Source organism: Xanthomonas sp. WHRI 7945 (genome assembly GCF_035026585.1).
The window spans coordinates 76,609-97,420 of sequence record NZ_JAYIQP010000015.1; the positions used below are offsets into that span (position 1 = coordinate 76,609).

The following is a 20,812-nucleotide window of genomic DNA, read 5'->3' on the forward strand; positions in this document are numbered from 1 at the left end:
GGATTGGCGGATTGCTGCGCGCGAAAGGCGGATGCCTGCGCCAGCGCATCGGCACGTCGCCACCGCGCCGCAAGGATCGCGGCGCGGTGGCGCGCGATCAGCCGGCCATGCCGCTGTGCCGCAGCAAGGCGTCCAGTTCCGGCGCGCGGCCGCGGAAGGCGGTGAAGTTCTCCAGCGCCGGACGGCTGCCGCCGCGCGCCAGGATCTGCTGCAGGAAGCGCGCGCCGGTGGCGGCCAACTGGTCCGGCGCTTCCTCGAACGCGGCATAGGCGTCCGCGCTGAGCACTTCGGCCCATTTGTAGCTGTAGTAGCCGGCGCCGTAGCCGCCGGCGAAGATGTGGCTGAACTGGTGCGGGAAGCGGTTCCATGCCGGCGGCCGGTTCACCGCGACCTCGTCGCGCACGCGTTCGAGCAGTTGCAGCATGCTGTCGCCGGCGGCGTCGAAGCTGTGATGCAACTGCATGTCGAACAGCGCGAATTCCAGCTGACGCACGGTGAACATGCCGCTCTGGTAGTTCTTCGCCGCAAGCATCTTGTCGAACAGCGCGCGCGGCAGCGGCTGCCCGCCGTCCACGTGCGCGGTCATCGCCTGCAACCGCGGCCACTCCCAGCAGAAGTTCTCCATGAACTGGCTGGGCAGTTCCACCGCGTCCCATTCCACGCCGTTGATGCCGGCCACGCCGAGTTCGCCGACTTGGGTCAGCAGCTGGTGCAGGCCGTGGCCCATTTCGTGGAACAGGGTGGTGACTTCGTTGTGGGTGAAGGTGGCCGGCTTGCCGTCGCCGCCGCGGCCGAAGTTGCACACCAGGTACACCAGCGGCGTCTGCACGCCGTCGGCGCGGTCGCGGCGGTTGCGGCAATCGTCCATCCAGGCGCCGCCACGCTTGCCTTCGCGCGCGTACAGGTCGAGATAGAACTGCCCGACCAGGCGGCCCTGTGCATCGCTGACGCGGAAGAAGCGCACATCCGGATGCCACACCGGCGCGCTGTCCGCTTGCACCTGCAGGCCGTACAGGTCGTTGATGACGCCGAACAGGCCGTCCAGCACCTTCGGCTCGGTGAAGTACTGCTTCACTTCCTGCTCGGAGAAGCTGTAGCGCGCCTGCTTGAGCTTTTCGCTGGCGTAGGCCAGGTCCCAGGCCTGCAGCTCGTCCAGGCCCAGATGCTCGCGGGCGTAGGCTTCCAGTTCGGCGCGGTCGCGCTGCGCGTACGGCTTGGCGCGCGCGGCGAGGTCGCGCAGGAAGCCCAGCACCTCGTCGGGGCTGCGCGCCATCTTGGTCGCCAGCGAATACTCGGCGTAGCTGGCGAAGCCGAGCAGGCCGGCCAACTCGCCGCGCAGCGCCAGGATGCGCTCGATCGCCGCGCTGTTGTCCAGCGCCGGGTCGCCGAACTCCGAGGCGCGGATCGCGTTGGCGCGGTACAGGGTCTCGCGCAGCGCGCGATCGTCGGCGTACATCTGCACCGGCAGGTAGCACGGCATCTGCAGGGTCAGCTTCCAGCCTGCCTGGCCGTCCTTGTCGGCGGCCGCGCGCGCCGCGGCGACCACGTCCTCGGGCAGGCCGGCCAGGCGCGCGCGGTCGTCGACCAGCAGCGACCACGCGTCGGTGGCGTCGAGCACGTTCTGCGAAAACTTCGCCGACAGCGCCGACAGTTCTTCCTGGATCGCGGCGAAACGCTGCTTGTCGGCATCGCCCAGTTCGGCGCCGCCCAGGCGGAAATCGCGCAGCGCGTTGTCCAGCACCTTGCGCCGCGCGGCGTCGTAGCCGGCGGCCTCGGGCATGGCGGCCAGCGCGCGGTACTGCGCGAACAGCGCCAGGTTCTGCCCCAGCGCGCTGGAGAAGCGCGTCACCTTGGGCAGGTTGGCGTTGTAGGCCTCGCGCAGCGCCGGCGTGTTGACCACGCCCTGCAGGTGGTTGACCTGGCCCCAGGCGCGCCACAGGCGCTCGGTGGCGTCGTCCAGCGGCGCCACGAAGCTGTCCCAGCGCAGCGGCGCGACCCGCTCGGCCTGGGCGACCGCCGCCTCGGCCTCGGCCAGCAGCGCATCGATCGCCGGGCCGACGTGCTCGGGCTGGATCGCATCGAAGCGCGGCAGGCCGGAAAAATCGAGCAGGGGGTTGGTCATCGCGGGACTCTCGGTAGCGGGGGAAGGGCCGGCACCGCCGGCCATCGTGGGGATATGGCGATCAGGACAGCGCGGCACAAGCCAGCGGCGGCAGGCCGGCGCCGGCCACCGCCGCGGCCAGCTGCGCGTCGGCCTGCTCCACGTCGATGCCGTGCTGGCGGTACCAGTCCGGCTGATAGTAGCTGTGCCCGTAGCGTTCGCCGCTGTCGCACAGGATGGTGACGATGGAGCCGCTGCGGCCCTGCTCGCGCATCTGCGTGGCCGCCTGCAGCACGCCGACGAAGTTGGTGCCGGTGGAACCGCCCACGCGCCGGCCCAGGCGCGCGGTGACATAGCGCATCGCCGCCAGGCTCAGCGCATCGGGCACCTTGACCATCGCATCGACGCAGCTGGGAATGAAGCTGGATTCCACCCGCGGGCGGCCGATGCCCTCGATGCGCGAGCCGCCGGTGCTGGTCAGGCCGGCATAGTCGCGTCCGGCCAGCGCCTCGCGGTAGCCGTCGAAGAACATCGACACCTCCGGATCGGCGCACAGGATGCGGGTGGCGTGGCGGCGATAGCGCACGTAGCGGCCCAGCGTGGCGGCGGTGCCGCCGGTGCCGGGGCTGCACACGATCCATTCCGGCACCGGATGCGGCTCTTCCTGCATCTGCCGGAAGATCGACTCGGCGATGTTGTTGTTGGCGCGCCAGTCGGTGGCGCGCTCGGCGTACAGGAACTGGTCCATGAAATGGCCGCCGCTCTCGCGCGCCAGCTGCACCGAATCGGCATGCAGGTCGCAGGCGCGCTCGACCAGGTGGCAGCGCCCGCCCTGGAACTCGATCGCGGCGATCTTCTCCGGCGAGGTCGTGGCCGGCATCACCGCGATGAACGGCAGCCCCAGCAGGCGCGCGAAATAGGCTTCAGACACCGCGGTGGAGCCGCTGGAGGCCTCGATCACCGGCCGCCCCTCGCGCAGCCAGCCGTTGGCCAGCGCGTACAGGAACAGCGAGCGCGCCAGGCGGTGCTTGAGGCTGCCGGTGGGATGGCTGGACTCGTCCTTGAAATACAGGTCGATGCCGGGGAAACCGGGCAGGTCCAGCGGGATCAGGTGGGTGTCGGCCGAGCGGTTGAAATCGGCTTCGATCTTCTGGATGGCGTTGGCCACCCAATCGCGAGGGGTCATGGCGGTGCGCAGGGCGGAAAAATCGTGCCCACGATACACGCCTGCCGATGTCCTTGGGTTGCGCCGCAGCGGCGCCGCACGACGACGTTCACTTGGTGGCCGCGTGGCGTTTCGTGGGCGTGGTCGCAACTGGCTGAGCGACGCCCGCGCCGCCGCTCAGCGCGCCGCGACGCCGAAGCCGGCCTCGACGATGGCGCGCTCGATCGCCGCCGCGTCGATGCGGGCGTCGTCGTAGTCGACATCCACGCGTCCGCCGTCCAGCACGATCTGCGCCGCGGCGACGCCGGCGCTGGCCTCCAGCACCCGTTTCAGCCGCGCCGCGCAGCCGCCGCAGGTCATGCCCTGGACTGTGAGTTGGAGATGGTGCATTGCAGTGTCCTCGTTCGGAGTGGCGTCGCCGCCGGCGCGCTCACCGCGACCGCCAGCGGTTCAGCAGCAGGGAGTTGCCCAGCACCGAGATCGAACTCAGTGCCATCGCCGCGCCGGCGAGCACCGGATTGAGCAGGCCGAACGCCGCCAGCGGGATGCCGAGCACGTTGTAGACGAAGGCGAAGAACAGGTTCTGGCGGATCTTGCGCAAGGTCGCCGCGGACAGGTCGATGGCGGTGGCCACGTCGTCCAGGTCGCCATGCACCAGCACCACGTCGGCCGCTTCCACGGCGATGTCCGAACCGGCGCCGATCGCGAAGCTGACGTCGGCCGCGGCCAGCGCCGGCGCGTCGTTGATGCCGTCGCCGACCATGCCGACGTGCGCGCCGGGTTCGGCCTGCAGGCGCCGCACTTCCTCGGCCTTGTGCTGCGGCAACACCTCGGCCAGCACCCGCGCGATGCCGACCTGCGCGGCCACGGCCTGCGCGACATGGCGGTTGTCGCCGCTGAGCATGATCACCTCGATGCCGCGCGCCTTGAGCCGCGCCACCGCGTCGAGGGCACCGTCGCGCAGCGGATCGGCGATGGCGATGTAACCGGCGAGGCGGCCGTCCAGCGCGACCGCAACCACGCTCTGGCTCTGCGCCTGCGCCGCCTCGGCGCGCTGCAGCAGCGCCGCATCCGGCGCCTGCACGGACAGCTCGCGCAACCACGCCAGCGACCCCAGCGCCACCTCGCGGGTATCGACGCGGCCGCGCAAGCCCTTGCCGGGCACCGTTTCGACCGCCGCCACCGGCAGCGGCAGCGTCCCGCGCACGCCCTCGTCGGCGGCCCGCCGCACGATCGCATCGGCCAGCGGATGCGCCGAACCGACCTCCAACGCAGCGGCCAGGCGCAGCAGCGCCGTCGGATCGGCGCCTTCCGCCACGCCGATCGCAGTCACCTGCGGCCGGCCTTCGGTCAGGGTGCCGGTCTTGTCCAGCACCAGCGTGGTCAACGCACGCGCGCGCTCCAATACCTCGGCATTGCGGATCAGGATGCCCGCCCTGGCGCCCACGCCGGTGCCGACCATGATCGCGGTCGGCGTGGCCAGGCCCAGCGCGCACGGGCAGGCGATCACCAGCACCGCCACCGCATGCACCAGCGCAGTGGCGAAGCTGCCGCTCAGCGCCCAGGTCGCGACCAGGGTCAGCGCGGCGATCGCGATCACCGCCGGCACGAAGATCCCGGCGATGCGGTCGACCAGATGCTGGACCGGCGCCTTGGAGCCTTGCGCCGCGTCGACCATGCGCACGATCTGCGCCAGCAGGGTGTCGGCGCCGACGCCGGTGGCGCGCGCGCGCAGCATGCCGAACTGGTTCACGGTGGCCGCGAACAGGCGGCTGCCCGGTTCCTTGGCCACCGGCATCGCCTCGCCCGACAGCATCGCCTCGTCCACGCTGGAGCGGCCGTCGAGCACCTCGCCGTCCACCGGCACGCGCTCGCCGGCGGCGACCACGAACACGTCGCCGACGACCAGCGCGGCGGCATCGATCTCCACGATCGCGCCATCGCGCTCGACCCTGGCGGTCTTCGGCTTGAGGTCGAGCAAGGCACGGATCGCCGAGGAGGTCCTGCGCCTGGCGCGCGCCTCGAGCAGGCGCCCGAGCAGGATCAGGGTGATGATCGAGGCGCTGGCCTCGAAGTACACGTGCTGCCCGGCCAGGCCGAACACGGTGACCGCGGCGCTGTACAGATAGGCCATGCTGGTGCCGAGCGCGACCAGCACGTCCATGTTGGCGCGGCCGTTGCGCAAGGCCGCAAACCCGGCGCGGTAGAAGCGCGCGCCGATCCAGAACTGCACCGGCGTGGCCAGCAGCAGCTGCAGCCAACGCGGCAACGGCTCGGCGTGCTGGCCGCCGAAGGCATGTTCGATGCCGGAGGGGTCGAACATGCCGAACATCTGCGCGAACAACGGCAGGGTCAGCAGCACCGACGCGGCGAACAGGCCCAGCTCGCGCTGCCAGGCGCGGCGCTCGGCCTGTTCGCGCGCGGCCATCTGCGCCTGGTCCAGTTCGCGCACTGCAGTGGCGCCGAAGCCGGCCTGGCCGATCCGCGCGATCAGGTCGGCCGGCTCGACCACGCCGGCCACGTACTCCACGCGCGCGCGGGCCGCGGCCAGGTTGACCGTGCCTGCGATCACCCCGGGCGTCTTTGCCAATACCGCTTCGATCGAAGCGGCGCAGGACGCGCAGCTCATGCCGCTCAGTTCCAGTGTCGCGGTCTGCGTCGGCACCGCGTAGCCGGCCTGGCCGATGCGCTGCAGCAGGGTCTGCGCATCCACCTGCTGCGGGTCGTAGTCCAGGCGCACGCGCGCGGTGGCGAAGTTGGCCTGGGCGCTGACCCCGGGCAACTGGTTGAGCGCCCGCTCCAGGCCCACGGCGCACGACGCGCAGCTCATGCCGTGTACCGGCAGGCTCAGCGTGGCGGTGCCGGCGACTGCGGTGTTCACGGCTGCACCTTGGCTGGCGCCGCGTCGCCGCGGATGTCGCTGAGGATCGGGCAACGCTCGGGTTCGCCGCTACCCGGGCATTCCTCGACCAGTGCGGCCAGCGCGTCGCGCATCTCGGTCAGTTGCGCGATGCGCCGGTCCAGTTCGTGCAGGCGCTCGCTCGCGCGCTGCTTGATGCCCTGCACGCCGTGCAGGCGGTCGTCCTGCAGCGCGAGCAGGTCGCCGATCTCCTCCAGCGAAAATCCCAGGTCCTTGGCGCGGCGGATGAAGCGCACCCGCTCCACCGCGGCGGCATCGTAGTCGCGGTAGCCGGACGCGCGCCGCGGCGGCGCCGGCAGCAGGCCCTGGCGCTCGTAGTAACGGACCGTGTCGATGGCGACATCGGCCTGGCGCGCGAGCGCGCCGATGGTGAAGTGGGACGGAGTGGCAACCGGTTTCATGCGTCCAAGCTACTCCCTGGACGTCGGTCCAGGGTCAAGCCATTGTCGCCGTGGCGCGCACGTCGTTCATTGGCCGCTCACGCTGCAACGAAATCCAGGTCCGCCAAGCGTTTGCCGGAGTGCAGGGGCGCCCTGGACCCGGCTCCAGGGTGCGGCCTTGGCGAGCGGCCAGCGCGCGCCGGCGCTTGCCCGCAGCGATCACTCCAGTATTCTCTGGGCATCCTCCGCGCGCCTTTCGTGTCCCGTGCCGATCTTCGCCCTGCTGACCCGCCTGCTGCTGTGCCTGAGCCTGTTGCTCAATGGCGCCGGCAGTGCCGTGGCGATGCCGGGGGTGCACGGCACGGCCGACGCGGCGCCAGGCGCGGACCATGCCATGGCGCATGCGCATGCCGGCAAACACATGCAGGCCGTGCAGGTCGCCCGCGCAGCGATGCCCTGTCATGAGGGCATGCCGCCGCAGGCCGACGAGCACGGCGACGATTGCCATGACAAGGCCGGCAAGCACGGCTGCTGCGGCACCGCGGCCGGCTGCCAGTGCCCGCATGCGCAGCCGTTGCCGGCGCTGATCGCGCTGCCGTCGGCCCTGCCCATCGCCGCGCAGGGCGGGTTTCCAGGCGGCCATCAGGATGGCCGCGGCGCGCCGGGGCTGCCGCGACTGGAGCGACCTCCCAGCGCCTGATCGCGACGCTGCCGCCCTTCCGGGTGGCGCCACTGCGGCCGCGCTTCCGCGCGCCGTCGTTTCCGCGCATGCACCGCTCAGGCGGTCGCGCATCGCATCGAGGCTTGCCCCATGAAACCACCTTCCTCCGGCCTGCCGGCCTTGCCGTCGCGGCGCCGTTTCGTCACCGGGCTGGCGCTGGGCGCCGCCGCCGGCCTCGGCGGCCTGTCGCTGCGCCCGGCGCAGGCTGCGGCGCTGGCCCGCAACGGCGCCGTGCCCTACCAACTGCACGGCACCGATTTCGACCTGAGCATCGGCAGCGCACGGGTCAACTTCACCGGGCGCGAGCGCCCGGCCATCACCGTCAACGGCAGCGTGCCCGCGCCGATCCTGCGCTGGCGCGAAGGCGACACGGTCGACGTGCGCGTCGCCAACCGCCTGCCCGGGCAGGCGCAGACCTCCGTGCACTGGCACGGCATCCTGCTGCCGGCCAACATGGACGGCGTGCCCGGAATGAGTTTCGACGGCATCTACCCCGGCGAGACCTACCGCTACCGCTTCACCCTGCGCCAGTCCGGCACCTACTGGTACCACAGCCATTCGCTGCACCAGGAGCAGGCCGGCCTGTACGGCGCCATCGTCATCGATCCGCTGCAGCCGCCGCCGTATCGCTACGACCGCGAGCACGTGCTGCTGCTGTCGGACTGGACCGACCTGGACCCGGCAGCGCTGTTCCGGCGGTTGAAGAAGATGCCGTCCTACGACAACACCTACCAGCGCACCGTCGGCGACTTCCTGCGCGACGCGCGCGAAGACGGACTGCGCGCCACCCTCGCCGATCGCGGCATGTGGGGCCGCATGCGGATGACCCCGAGCGACCTGTCCGACGTCAACGCCAACACCTACACCTACCTGCTCAACGGCGTCGCCCCGGACGGCAACTGGACCGGCGAATTCCGTCCCGGCGAAAAGATCCTGCTGCGCCTGATCAACGCCTCCAGCATGACCTACTTCGACGTGCGCATTCCCGGGTTGAAGATGACCGTGGTCGCCGCCGACGGCCAGTACGTGCACCCGGTGAGCGTGGACGAACTGCGCATCGCTGCCGCCGAGACCTACGACGTGCTGGTCGAGCCCAGCGGCCAGGACGCCTACACCGTGTTCGCCCAGGACATGGGCCGCACCGGCTACGCGCGCGGTACGCTGGCGGTGCGCCAGGGACTGCAGGCGCCGGTGCCGGCGAACGATCCGCGGCCGCTGCTGCGCATGCAGGACATGGGCCACGACATGGGCGGGCATGCCGGCATGGACCATGGCGGCGGCGCGCCGATGCAAGGCGTGCAGGGCGGCGGCGCCAGCATGGGCATGGCCGGCATGGAGCATGCCGCGATGGATCACACCACGCACGCGGCTGCCGGCGCTGGCGCCGCGCCCGCGCACCCGCCCAGCGAGCGCGGCAATCCGCTGGTGGACATGCAGTCCTCCGCCACCGCGCCGAAGCTGGACGACCCGGGCATCGGCCTGCGCGGCAACGGCCGCCGCGTATTGACCTACGCCGACCTGCACAGCCTGTTCGAGGACCCCGACGGCCGCGAGCCGGGGCGCGAGATCGAACTGCACCTGACCGGCAACATGGAGAAGTTCGCCTGGTCGTTCGACGGCATCCCGTTCGCCAGCGCCGAGCCGCTGCGGCTGAACTACGGCGAGCGCCTGCGCATCGTGCTGGTCAACGACACGATGATGCAGCACCCGATCCACCTGCACGGCATGTGGAGCGACGTGGAGGACGCCGAAGGCCGGTTCCAGGTGCGCAAGCACACCGTGGACATGCCGCCCGGCACGCGCCGCAGCTACCGCGTGCGCGCCGATGCGCTGGGCCGCTGGGCCTACCACTGCCATCTGCTGTACCACATGGACGGCGGCATGATGCGCGAAGTGCGGGTGGACGCATGAACGCCGCACCGCTCGCCACGCTCGCGCAGGCCATCGGCCTGGCGCTGCTGTTCGCGCACGCCGCTGCGCATGCGCAGCATCTGCATGCCACTGCAAGCGATGCCGACCCGGCCGCGGTCGCTCCCACCGCCGCCGCTGCGCCTGCGTCTGCATCGTGCGAGTGCCCGGCACCCGACGACCGGACACTTATGCACACCCCGCCGCCGCCCGCTGACGCCGGCAACGCTGACGCAGCGATGGCCCATGCCGGCATGGACCATGCCACGATGGGCCATGTCGCACACACCGACGCTGCGCCAGCCACCCCGACAGCGAGCGATGGCGGCATGCAGCACGTGGGCATGGACCACGCAGCACATGGCGCCCACGCCGTGCCGAACGCTGCAGACATGCAGCACACAGGCATGAACCATGCCGCACACACCGGCACTGCACCGGCCACCCCGGCGGCGAGCGATGGCGGCATGCAGCACGTGGGCATGGACCACGCAGCACATGGCGCCCACGCCGTGCCGGAGACTGCGGACGTGCAGCACACAGGCATGGACCACACCACGATGGAACACGGCACGCCAACCACGCCGCATGCCGATCGCGCCATGCACGACCCTGCCATGCCCGACCACGCCGGAACGCCGCACGCCGCTGCGGCAGCGGCGGCTGCAACGCCACCAGCCGCGGCATGCACCTGCACGGGTGCGCCCGCTGCGGCCCTGCCGCGCGAGCCGATCCCGCCGCTCACCGACGCCGACCGCGCCGCGGCATTCCCGACCCTGCGCGCACACACCATGCAGCATGGCCCGGCGCGCACCGGCTACCTGCTGTTCGATCGGCTGGAGGGCTGGGACGCCGACCACGGCAGCGGCCAGGCCTGGGAGGCCAGCGCCTGGTATGGCGGCGACATCGATCGGCTGTGGCTGCGCAGCGAAGGCGAGCGCAGCGGCGGCCGCACCGAAGCGGCGGACCTGGAGGCGCTGTACGGTCACGCGGTGTCGCCCTGGTGGGATCTGCTGGTCGGAGTCAAACAGGATTTCGCCCCGGGCGACGCGCGCACCTCGGCCGCGTTCGGCGTGCAGGGCATGGCGCCGTACAAGTTCGAAGTCGCCGCCACGCTGTACGTCGGCGAAGGCGGCAGCGCCAGCGCGCGCCTGGAAGGCGAATACGACGTGCTGCTGAGCAATCGCTGGATCCTGCAGCCGCGGCTGGAAGCGGAGGCGGCGTTCGCCGACGATCGCGCACACGGCATCGGCAGTGGCCTGTCCACGCTGGAAGCCGGATTGCGCCTGCGCTACGAGATCAGCCGCCGCTTCGCGCCGTATCTCGGCGTGGTCCACGAGCGCGCGTTCGGCGCGACTGCGGACTATCGGCGCGAGGCGGGAGAAGCCGCACGCGACACGCGTGTGGTGGCGGGCGTGCGGGTCTGGTTCTGAGGCTGCAGAGCGAGCATTCCGGTTCGGCACCCTCCCAACGTCAGCGAAACACTGCAAGAAAGCACCACTGTGGGAGCGACTTCAGTCGCGACGGGCATTCCCGGTAGAGCCCGTCGCGACTGAAGTCGCTCCCACATGGATCAGCGCAGGCGTTCGCATCGCTGTGATCGCGCCGCAAACCACCATTGAGCGCAGCGCCATGCCGAGCAGCGTTCAACCGCCAAGGCTACCTATGCGGCAAGCAGTGGCGCCGCCCTTCAGGCGCGCAGCGAACCGCCCTGCCCGATCCGCCACTCGCGCGGCGGCCGCAACGCGCCCAGCGTGCGCACCAGTTCCTGGTAGCTGCGCGCCAGTTGCCCGAACAACCCGGCGTCGCTGGCGCGGGTTTCGGCGACCTCGTAGTAGGCGCCGCGGCCCAGCTCGATGAAGTAGTCCACGCTGACCCGGCGCCGCGCGGCCATGCCGGGAAACAGCCCGGCGATCAGCAGGCATCCGTCGCCGACCTCGCGCAGCGCGTCGGCGCGGGCGCGCCCGACCTGCTCCTGCGCATGCAGCCAGGCCAGCGCCTGGGTGCGCGACAGCAGATGCCCATCGGCCTGGTAGCGCAACAGCACGAACACCAGATAGCTCTCGCGCGACTCGTCCAGCGGCCGGCCCAGCCGCTGCCCTGCCTCGTGCACCAGCGCCTGCCACAGTTCGGCCGGCGCCCCCTGTCTGAAAGACTCGTACATACGTCCTCCTGCGTGGTGGGAACCCTCGCCGAAAGCTTATGCATAAGCTGGGCCACTGCGTTGGCAGCCGACCGCCGCGGCTGCCAATCCGGCGTGCGTGGGTGCGCGGCAAACCGCGGAAGCCTGTTGATACGCGGATGCCGTGCGACGCGGCAATCACCGGCATGCGTGCGTGGAATCGGTGCGACCTGCACCGACAACCAGCGGCGATCCGGCACCGAAGAGGCTCGCGACCGCAAAACGATGTCACATGGCGCCAGCATGTTGACCAGCACCGCTTCCGCTACACGCGCCATGCCGGCACCGTGACGCGACGCCAACCCCGCTACTTCTTCTTGGTGGCGATCTTGCGGGCCGGTACGGCGGCCGGCTGCGCCTGCGCGCGCCCTGCCAGACCATGCAGGATCAGGTCGATGCCGGCCAGGAAATCCACCCGGTCGTCATGCGTGCGCAGGTGTACGGCCATGCCGCGTACGAACGGGTACGTGTCCGCATCCAGCCGCGACCACGCATTCGCCACCGCATCCAGGAAATCGGATCTGACGATGCCGCGCGCGCGCGCGCGCTGCGTGTTGGCCGCGTTCTGCCCGGCAACGCCGAGCACATAGCTCAACAACGCGGAGACCGCCGCCCACTGCTCGTGGTCCGGCACGCCAAGCGCACGCACCTGCTGGCCGATGCGCTCGACGATACGTACGATCGGCAATTCACCGGGTGCGCCGGTGAGCGCCGACCCCATCCACGGATGCGCATCGATCGCGTCGAACATGCCCAGCGCCAGCGCGCGGATCGCAGCCTCCGGCGTGGCGTCGGCGAAGGGCGCATGCAAAGTGCGCGCGACGATGGCGTCGCAGGCGGCGGTCAGCAGATCGCGCTTGTCGGCGACGTGCCAATACAGCGCACCGGGGCCGGTGGCGAGCCGTTCGGACAGCGCGCGGAAGGTCAGGCCGCCCTCGCCGCCGCTGTCCAGCAGCGCGATCGACGCGTCCACGATCTGTTCGCGCGAGAGCGATTCCTCGCGTCGCGGGGTGCCGCGCATTGTCTTGGCCATGTCCCATGTTGACACGGATGGAACGTCATTCCAATATGTGGAACGACGTTCCATTCGTACGCGCACCCGTCCTGGCGCGCCCACTCGACCAAGGATTCAGATGCACACTCCCATCGCGATCATCGGCGCCGGACTCGGCGGGCTCATGCTCGCCCGCGTGCTGCACGTGCATGGCATCGCCGCGACGATCTTCGAAGCCGAGGCATCGGCGGATGCCCGCCCGCAAGGCGGCCTGCTCGATATCCACACCTACAACGGCCAGCGCGCGCTCAAGGCCGCGGGTCTCTACGACGCGTTCCTCGGCCTCGTCCTTCCCGGCGCGGATGCGAAGCGGGTCGTCGACAGCCAAGGCACCCTCCTGATCGACAGGCCCGACATGGGCAGCGGCGGCAGGCCCGAAGTGGACCGCGGCAACCTGCGCCGGCTCCTGCTCGATTCGCTACCCGCGGGCACCATCCATTGGGGACGCAAGCTGGCCATGGCGGCCCCGCTCCCCGACGGGCGGCACCTGCTGCGCTTGGCCGACGGCGCGACAGTGACCACCGATCTGCTGGTGGGTGCGGACGGCGCCTGGTCGCGCGTGCGCCCGCTGCTGTCCCACGCAGTGCCCGCCTACGCCGGCACCTCGTTCGTCGAGACCTGCCTGTTCGACGGCGACATCCGCCACCCGGCCAGCGCGCAGGCGATCGGCGGCGGCACGCTGATGGCGGTCGCGCCGGGCAAGGGTATCCTCGCCCACCGCCATGCCGATGGGACGCTGCAGACCTACGTGTCGCTGAACAGGCCGGAGGAGTGGTTCGCGCGCCTGAACTTCGCCGACCCGGCGACCGCGCTGGCCCGCGTCGCCGCAGAATTCGCCGGCTGGGCGCCTGCGCTGACCGCACTCATCACCGACGGCGACACCGCTCCCGTGCTGCGCCCGATCCATGCGCTGCCGATCGGGCACCGCTGGGAGCGCACGCCCGGGGTGACATTGCTCGGCGATGCGGCGCACCTGATGTCGCCGTTCGCCGGCGAAGGCGCCAATCTCGCGCTCTACGACGGCGCCGAACTTGGCAAGGCCATCGTCGCCAATCCCGGCGATGTTGAAGCCGCGCTCACCGCGTACGAAAGCGAGATGTTCCCGCGCAGCGCGGCCTTTGCCGAAGAGTCCGCGCAGAATCTCGCGATGTTCTTCGACGCCGACGCGCCGCAGGGCCTGGTCGCGTTCTTCAACAGCGTGGCCGGGTAGCCAAATCGGTACGCGGAGGCAGTCGTGCCGCATCGCGCCGACGCGGCCGTGCCGGCATCGGCCGCGCCGCACGGCACTTCTGAAACCAGCGGTGTAACAGCGATATCCATGCGCTGCGCCAGCCGGCATGCGAAGGCACGCAGGCCGGCCTAGCGACGCACGTCGCACCTACTCCACCGTCACCGACTTGGCCAGGTTGCGCGGCTTGTCCACGTCGGTGCCGCGCGCCAGCGCGGTGTGATAGGCGAGCAACTGCACCGGGATGGTGTGCACTACCGGACTGAGCAGGCCGGCATTGCGCGGCGTGCGGATCACGTGCACGCCTTCGGATTCGCTGAAGTGGCTGTCCTGGTCGGCGAACACGAACAGCTCGCCGCCGCGCGCGCGCACTTCCTGCATGTTGGACTTCACCTTCTCCAGCAGCGCGTCGTTGGGCGCGATCACCACCACCGGCATGCTCGCGTCGACCAGCGCCAGCGGGCCGTGCTTGAGTTCGCCGGCCGGGTAGCCCTCGGCGTGGATGTAGGTGATTTCCTTGAGCTTGAGCGCGCCTTCCAGCGCGATCGGGTAATGCAGGCCGCGGCCAAGGAACAAGGCGTTGTGCTTGTCGGCGAAGCGCTCGGCCCACACCGCGATCTGCGGCTCCAGGTTCAGCGCGTGCTGCACGCTGCCCGGCAGGTAGCGCAGTTGCTCCAGGCACTCGGCTTCCTGGGCGGCGCTCAGGCGTCCGCGCAGCTTGGCCAGCACGCAGGTGAGCTGGAACAGCGCCGCCAGCTGGGTGGTGAAGGCTTTGGTCGAGGCCACGCCGATCTCGGCGCCGGCGCGCGTGTACAGCACCAGTGCGCTGGCGCGCGGGATCGCGCTCTCGGGCACGTTGCAGATCGAAAGGGTCTTGGCATGGCCCAGCGACTTGGCGTATTTCAGCGCCTCCATCGTGTCCAGGGTTTCGCCGGACTGGGAGATGGTGACGATCAGCTGCCGCGGATTGGCGTGGGCGGCGCGGTAGCGGTACTCGCTGGCGATCTCCACGCTGCACGGCAGCCCGGCGATCGACTCGATCCAGTAGCGCGCGGTCAGCCCGGCGTAGTAGCTGGTGCCGCAGGCAAGGATCTGCACGCCGTCGATGTCGGCCAGCAGCGCGTCGGCGTTGCGGCCGAACAGCGTCGTCTCGAAACCGCCGGCATCGAACAACGCTTCCAGCGTGTCGGCCAGCGCGCGCGGCTGTTCGTGGATTTCCTTCTGCATGAAGTGGCGGTACGGGCCCAGCTCCAGCGAGGCCAGCGACACTTCGGACATGTGCACTTCGCGCTGCACCGGCCGGTTCTCGGCGTCGTACACCTGCACGTCGGCGCGGCGCAGTTCGGCGGTGTCGCCCTCTTCCAGGAAGATCACCCGGCGCGTGGCCTGGATCACCGCCGACACGTCCGAGGCGATGAAGTTCTCGCCCTCGCCCAGGCCGATCAACAGCGGGCAGCCCATCCGCGCGCAGACCAGCACGTCCGGCCGCGACTTGCTGACCGCGGCCAGCGCGTAGGCGCCGGTCAGTTCCTTCACCGCGGCCTGCAGCGCCGCCAGCAGCGAAAGTCCCTGCGATGCGTGGTGGTGGATCAGGTGCGCGATGACCTCGGTATCGGTCTGCGACTCGAACACGTAGCCCAGCGCGCGCAGGCGCTCGCGCTGCTGCTCGTGGTTCTCGATGATGCCGTTGTGCACCAGCGCCAGGTCGCCATGGCTGACGTGCGGATGCGCGTTGGCCTCGGTGACGCCGCCATGGGTGGCCCAGCGGGTATGGCCGATGCCCAGCGTGGCGTGGACGTCCTCGGCCAGCGCGGCGCTCTCCATCTCCGCCACGCGCCCGGTGCGGCGCACCCGGCGTACGTGGTCGCCGGCGACCACGGCGATGCCGGAGGAATCGTAGCCGCGGTACTCCAGACGCTTCAGGCCTTCGATCAGCACCGGCACCACGTCCCGCTCCGCAATCGCACCCACGATCCCGCACATAGCCGCACCCTTCGCCGAAAGATCGCCATTCTAGCGATGTCCGCTGAATGTCCCGCAGGAGCCCGCAGCGCGACCGGAACAGGCCACGTCCTGTCCCAAGCGCAGTCCTGTCGGCTGGCCGTGGCTTTCCGCGCGTGTCAGGCCTGCTCGATCGCGGCGGACACGGTGTCCGCGAACGTGTCCGCGGACACCCGGACAGCCGTCAGCCCCACAAAAAAATACTATTTTTCAAACGTTTGCGATTGGCACGCAGCATGCTTTGGATTCGTTCATCTCCACTGCGCCGACCCGACCCGATGATCCGCGACACTTCCGCCCAGGACCAGGTTCTCGCCCGCCCCCGCTCCGCCGCCGCCTGGCGCCGCTGGTTCTGGCCCGCACTGATCGCGTTGGCGGTGCTGCTCGGCATCGCCTTCGCCGCGCGCGGCTGGATCGCCGGCAGCCGCTCGTTCGATGCGCAACGCGTGCGCATCGCCACGGTCAGCCGCGGCGACCTGGTCCGCGACATCTCCGCCGACGGGCGCCTGATCGCCGCCAACAGCCCGACCCTGTACGCGATCTCCGGCGGCACCGTGAGCCTGAAGGTGGTCGCCGGCGACGTGGTCAAGCAGGGCCAGGAGCTGGCCGAGATCGACAGCCCCGAACTGCGCAGCAAGCTCGCCCAGGAAGAGGCCACGCTGGCCGGTCTGGAAGCCGAAGCCGGCCGCGCCGACCTGGATGCGGTGCTGGCGCGCGCCAACGCCAGCAAGCTGGTCGACCAGGCGCAGATCGAGCGGCAAGCCGCCAGCCGCGACCTGGAACGCTACCAGCGCGGCTACGACGGCGGTGCGGTGCCTGCGGTGGAACTGGCCAAGGCGCAGGATTCGCTGAAGAAGGCCGACATCGCGATGAGCCATGCGCAGAAGGATTCCGGCCTGCAGACCCAAGGCGCCGGCCTGGACGCGCGCAACAAGCGCCTGCTGGCCGAGCGCCAGCGCGCGGTGGTGACCGAGGTGAAGCGGCAGGTGGAGCTGCTGACGCTGCGCTCGCCGTTCGACGGCCAGGTCGGCCAGGTGCAGGTGTCCCAGCACACCAACGTCGCCGCCAACGCACCGGTGCTGAGCGTGGTGGATCTGTCCAAGTTCGAACTGGAGATCAAGGTGCCGGAAAGCTTCGCCCGCGACCTGGCGATCGGCATGCCGGCGCAGCTGACCAGCGGCGCTGGCGAACCGTTCGCCGGTGCGATCTCGGCGGTGTCGCCGGAAGTGGTCAACGGCGAGGTCAACGCGCGCATCCGCTTCACCGACAAGCAGCCCCCCGGCCTGCGCCAGAGCCAGCGCATGAGCGCGCGGGTGCTGCTGGATACCCGCAAGAACGTGCTCAAGCTCGAGCGCGGCCCGTTCGTCGAACAATCCGGCGGCCGCTACGCCTACGTGATGGACGGCAGCTCGGCGATCCGCCGCCCGGTGGAGCTCGGCGTCACCAGCCTGGGCGAAGTCGAGGTGCGTTCGGGCCTGCAGCCCGGCGACCGCGTCGTCGTCTCCGGCAGCGACCTGTTCGGCGAGGCGCCGCAGGTGACGGTGCATTGAAGCCGGGACTCGGGACTCGGGACCGGGGACTCGGAAAAGCAAACGCAAGATGCAGAACAACTGAATTTCGGCGGGGAGACGGGTAACGAAGCGTGAGCTTTTCGAGTCCCGAGTCCCCAGTCCCCAGTCCCGGCACCACAACATCACTCCTAGCGAAGGAACCACCTCATGCTCGAAATGCGCTCCGTCTCCAAGGTCTTCCGCACCGAACAGGTCGAAACGCACGCGTTGCGCTCGCTGGACCTGCATGTGCGCGAAGGCGAATTCGTCGCCGTCACCGGGCCGTCCGGCTCCGGCAAGACCACCTTCCTCAACATCGCCGGGCTGCTGGAGACCTTCACCAGCGGCCAGTACGTGCTCGATGGGCAGGACGTCAGCAACCTCAACGACGACGCGCGCTCGCGCATGCGCAACCAGAAGATCGGTTTCATCTTCCAGGGCTTCAACCTGATCCCCGACCTCAACCTGTTCGACAACGTCGATGTGCCGCTGCGCTACCGCGGCATGGCCGCGGCCGAACGCAAGCAGCGCATCGAGGACGCGCTGGGCCGGGTCGGGCTCGGCTCGCGGATGAAGCACTACCCGTCCGAACTGTCCGGCGGCCAGCAACAGCGTGCGGCGATCGCGCGTGCGCTGGCTGGTAGCCCGCGCCTGCTGCTGGCCGACGAACCGACCGGCAACCTGGACTCGCAGATGGCGCGCGGGGTGATGGAACTGCTGGAAGAGATCAACGCGCAGGGCTCGACCATCGTCATGGTCACCCACGACCCGGAACTGGCCGCGCGCGCGCAGCGCAACGTGCACATCGTCGACGGCCAGGCCACCGACCTGCAGCGCGAACCGGTGCTGGCGCAAGCCGCGATCGGCACCATCCCCAACGTCGCGCGCTGAGCGAACCTACCCGGCCCGGCGCTGCGCGCCATCGCCATCCCACCCATCGTCGCCACCCGCAGCGCCCGCCCGGAGCCACCCATGTTCGGCTATTACTTCCGCCTCGCCTTGCGCAGCTTCCGCCGCAACAAGATCCTCACCGCCCTCATGGTGCTGGCCATCGCGCTGGGCATCGGCGCCAGCATGACCACGCTGACCGTGTTCTACGTGCTCTCGGGCGACCCGATCCCGCACAAGAGCGACCGGCTTTTCTACGTACAGGTCGATGCGCTGCCGAAGGCCGGCTTCCAACCCGGCGAGGAACCTGATTTCCAGAACACGCGCTACGACGCCGAAGCGCTGTTGCGCGAGAAACGGGCCAAGCGGCAGGCGCTGATGACCGGCGGATCGGTGGCGGTGGAACCGCTCAAGAGCGGGCTGAAACCGTTCAAGTCGGAAGTACGCTTCACCTCGGCGGACTTCTTCCCGATGTTCGACACGCCGTTCCTGTACGGCCGCGGCTGGACCGGAGTGGAAGACGAGCGCCACGAGCGGGTGGTGGTCATCACCAAGAAGCTCAACGAAAAGCTGTACGACGGCGCCGACAGCGTCGGCCGCGAGCTGCGCATGGACCAGAACACGTTCCGCATCGTCGGCGTGCTCGACACCTGGGAGGCCAACCCGCGCTTCTACGACATCAACAATACCTACGGCTCCGACGAGCAGGCCTACCTGCCGTTCTCGGTCGCGATGGACCTGAAGATGGACCGCAACGGCAGCATGAACTGCTTCGGCGACAGCGAGGGCGACAACACTTCGCTTAACGCGCCGTGCACCTGGGTGCAGTACTGGGTGGAGCTGGAGAACCCGGCGCAGGCCGCCGACTACAAGGCCTACCTGGAAAACTACTCCAGCCAGCAGCGCGCCGCCGGCCGCTTCCAGCGCCCGAACAACGTGCGCCTGCGCAGCGTGATGGAGTGGCTGGACGTGGTGAAGGTGGTGCCCAGCGACGTGCGCCTGCAGCTGTGGCTGGCGATGGGCTTCCTGCTGGTGTGCCTGCTCAACACCGTCGGCCTGCTGCTGGCCAAGTTCCTGCGCCGCAGCGGCGAGATCGGCATCCGCCGCGCGCTCGGCGCCTCGCGCCGCGCGATCTTCGCCCAATGCCTGGTGGAGGCCGGCACCATCGGCCTGGCCGGCGGCATCGCCGGCCTGGGGCTTGCCCTGCTCGGCCTGTGGGCGGTGCGCCAGCAGCCGGCCGACTACGCCAAGCTCGCCCACCTGGATCCGAAGATGCTGGCGTTGACCTTCGCCATGGCCCTGGTCGCCAGCCTGCTGGCGGGCCTGCTGCCGTCGTGGCGCGCGATCCAGGTCGCGCCGGCGCTGCAGCTCAAATCGTCCTGACCCTCACGCCCGCCGCTCGGCGGCGGGCCGACCGCCAACGAAGGTCCCTCACAAGGTTATCGCCATGGACATCCGCCCCATCCTTTCCACCCTGCGCCGGCACAAGACCGCCGCCGCGCTGATCGTGTTCGAGATCGCACTGGCCTGCGCGATCGTGTGCAATGCGCTGTTCCTGATCGGCAACCGCATCGAGACCCTGCAGCGGCCCAGCGGCATCGCCGAGTCGGAACTGGTGACGGTCGCGCTGGGCGGCATCGGCCAGCAGGTCAATGCCGCCGCGCGCACCCGCGAGGACCTGGCCGCGCTGCGCGCGGTGCCGGGCGTGCGCAGCGCGACCGTACTCAACCAGGTGCCGTTCGTGCGCTATTCCTGGAACACCAGCCTGTCGCTGACCCCGGACCAGGAGCGGCCCACGCTCAATGCGGCGCAGTACATGGCCGAGGAAAGCAGCCTGAAGACCCTGGGCCTGCGCCTGGCCGCCGGGCGCGACTTCGCCCCCGACGAGTACGTCGACCTGGAAGCCGCGCAGAGCAACCGCACCGTGCGCGACAAGGGCACCGCGATCATCCTCAACCGCGCCACCGCGGAAAAGATGTTCCCCGGGCAGAACGCGCTGGGCAAGACGATCTACACCGGGCCCACGCCGCTGCGCGTGGTCGGCATCGTCGAGACGCTGGCGCGTCCGAACGCGGCCGCCAGCGGCCTGGGCGACATCGACTACGCGATGCTGCTGCCGCTGCGCCTGAGCTACACCGACGGCCTGTACGTGCTGCGGGTCGCCGATCCGGCGCGGCGCCAGGAAGTGCTGGCCGCAGCGGTCGCGGCGCTGATGAAGGTGGACAGCAGCCGGCTGGTGCTCAAGCAGGAGACCTATGCCGAGATCCGCGACAAGTACTTCCAGGGCGACCGCGCGATGGTGTGGCTGCTCGGCGCGGTGTGCATCGCGTTGCTGATCGTGACCGCGCTGGGCATCGTCGGCCTGGCCAGCTTCTGGGTGCAGCAGCGCACCAAGCAGATCGGCATCCGCCGCGCGCTCGGCGCCACCCGCGGGCAGATCCTGCGCTACTTCCAGACCGAGAACTTCCTGCTGGCCAGCACCGGCATCGTGCTCGGCATGCTGCTGGCGTATGCGATCAACCAGTGGCTGATGGGCAAGTACGAACTGCCGCGGCTGCCGCTGTACTACCTGCCGTTCGGCGCACTGACCCTGTGGCTGCTCGGCCAGATCGCGGTGTTCGCACCGGCGCGGCGCGCCGCGGCGGTGCCGCCGGCCGTCGCCACGCGCAGCGCTTGACGTGTCCCCTTGGCCGGCGTCATGCCGGCCCTTTTTT

General features: G+C 70.1%; 16 protein-coding genes. 8 read left to right on the forward strand and 8 right to left on the reverse strand.

Going from position 1 to position 20,812, the window contains the following annotated elements:
• Window positions 1-97: 97 nt before the first annotated feature.
• From VDQ83_RS13640 to VDQ83_RS13660, 5 genes are all read right to left on the reverse strand, one after another.
• Window positions 98-2,122, reverse strand: coding sequence for a M3 family metallopeptidase (locus VDQ83_RS13640; RefSeq protein WP_455435348.1), 2,025 nt, complete (start codon window positions 2,120-2,122; stop codon window positions 98-100).
• A gap of 61 nt (window positions 2,123-2,183) precedes the next feature.
• The gene (locus VDQ83_RS13645) at window positions 2,184-3,287 is read right to left on the reverse strand and encodes a PLP-dependent cysteine synthase family protein (RefSeq protein ID WP_455435349.1); all 1,104 of its coding nucleotides are present in this window, start codon (window positions 3,285-3,287) and stop codon (window positions 2,184-2,186) included.
• Window positions 3,288-3,443: 156 nt separating this feature from the next.
• Window positions 3,444-3,656: a heavy-metal-associated domain-containing protein gene (locus tag VDQ83_RS13650; protein WP_455435350.1), complete on the reverse strand. Its 213-nt coding sequence runs from the start codon at window positions 3,654-3,656 to the stop codon at window positions 3,444-3,446.
• A gap of 40 nt (window positions 3,657-3,696) precedes the next feature.
• Window positions 3,697-6,147, reverse strand: a complete 2,451-nt coding sequence (locus tag VDQ83_RS13655) for a heavy metal translocating P-type ATPase (RefSeq protein WP_455435351.1) — start codon at window positions 6,145-6,147, stop codon at window positions 3,697-3,699.
• Window positions 6,144-6,587, reverse strand: coding sequence for a heavy metal-responsive transcriptional regulator (locus tag VDQ83_RS13660; protein ID WP_455435352.1), 444 nt, complete (start codon window positions 6,585-6,587; stop codon window positions 6,144-6,146). Before VDQ83_RS13660 ends, VDQ83_RS13655 begins: the two co-directional genes overlap by 4 nt.
• A gap of 244 nt (window positions 6,588-6,831) precedes the next feature.
• Between VDQ83_RS13660 and VDQ83_RS13665 the strand changes: the two genes are divergently transcribed.
• The 3 genes from VDQ83_RS13665 (at window position 6,832) to VDQ83_RS13675 (ending at window position 10,628) form a co-directional block, all read left to right on the forward strand.
• On the forward strand, window positions 6,832-7,266 hold the full coding sequence (locus VDQ83_RS13665; protein WP_455435353.1) for a CopL family metal-binding regulatory protein: 435 nt from the start codon (window positions 6,832-6,834) through the stop codon (window positions 7,264-7,266).
• Between the two features lie 111 nt (window positions 7,267-7,377).
• Window positions 7,378-9,198 (forward strand): copper resistance system multicopper oxidase, encoded by a 1,821-nt coding sequence (locus VDQ83_RS13670; protein ID WP_455435354.1) that lies wholly within the window; start codon window positions 7,378-7,380, stop codon window positions 9,196-9,198.
• A gap of 326 nt (window positions 9,199-9,524) precedes the next feature.
• Window positions 9,525-10,628 (forward strand): copper resistance protein B, encoded by a 1,104-nt coding sequence (locus tag VDQ83_RS13675; protein WP_455435368.1) that lies wholly within the window; start codon window positions 9,525-9,527, stop codon window positions 10,626-10,628.
• A 257-nt stretch (window positions 10,629-10,885) separates the two neighbouring features.
• On the opposite strand, the gene VDQ83_RS13680 is transcribed toward VDQ83_RS13675, so the two are convergent.
• Entirely contained in the window at window positions 10,886-11,359 is a 474-nt protein-coding gene (locus VDQ83_RS13680; protein WP_455435355.1) for a hypothetical protein, read from the reverse strand.
• A gap of 325 nt (window positions 11,360-11,684) precedes the next feature.
• Window positions 11,685-12,410, reverse strand: coding sequence for a TetR/AcrR family transcriptional regulator (locus VDQ83_RS13685; protein WP_455435356.1), 726 nt, complete (start codon window positions 12,408-12,410; stop codon window positions 11,685-11,687).
• Between the two features lie 145 nt (window positions 12,411-12,555).
• Between VDQ83_RS13685 and VDQ83_RS13690 the strand changes: the two genes are divergently transcribed.
• On the forward strand, window positions 12,556-13,641 hold the full coding sequence (locus VDQ83_RS13690; RefSeq protein ID WP_455435357.1) for an FAD-dependent oxidoreductase: 1,086 nt from the start codon (window positions 12,556-12,558) through the stop codon (window positions 13,639-13,641).
• A gap of 168 nt (window positions 13,642-13,809) precedes the next feature.
• Here the strand turns inward: VDQ83_RS13690 and glmS are convergent, their stop codons facing one another.
• Window positions 13,810-15,642, reverse strand: coding sequence for a glutamine--fructose-6-phosphate transaminase (isomerizing) (gene glmS, locus VDQ83_RS13695; protein ID WP_455435358.1), 1,833 nt, complete (start codon window positions 15,640-15,642; stop codon window positions 13,810-13,812).
• Window positions 15,643-15,938: 296 nt separating this feature from the next.
• Between glmS and VDQ83_RS13700 the strand changes: the two genes are divergently transcribed.
• From VDQ83_RS13700 to VDQ83_RS13715, 4 genes are all read left to right on the forward strand, one after another.
• Window positions 15,939-17,210, forward strand: coding sequence for an efflux RND transporter periplasmic adaptor subunit (locus VDQ83_RS13700; RefSeq protein ID WP_455435359.1), 1,272 nt, complete (start codon window positions 15,939-15,941; stop codon window positions 17,208-17,210).
• A gap of 168 nt (window positions 17,211-17,378) precedes the next feature.
• Window positions 17,379-18,101 carry an ABC transporter ATP-binding protein gene (locus VDQ83_RS13705; RefSeq protein WP_455435360.1) on the forward strand — a complete coding sequence of 241 codons (723 nt, stop codon included), beginning with the start codon at window positions 17,379-17,381 and terminating at the stop codon, window positions 18,099-18,101.
• An 81-nt stretch (window positions 18,102-18,182) separates the two neighbouring features.
• Window positions 18,183-19,481, forward strand: a complete 1,299-nt coding sequence (locus VDQ83_RS13710; protein WP_455435361.1) for an ABC transporter permease — start codon at window positions 18,183-18,185, stop codon at window positions 19,479-19,481.
• Between the two features lie 64 nt (window positions 19,482-19,545).
• On the forward strand, window positions 19,546-20,775 hold the full coding sequence (locus VDQ83_RS13715) for an ABC transporter permease (RefSeq protein WP_309916409.1): 1,230 nt from the start codon (window positions 19,546-19,548) through the stop codon (window positions 20,773-20,775).
• Window positions 20,776-20,812: the final 37 nt, after the last annotated feature.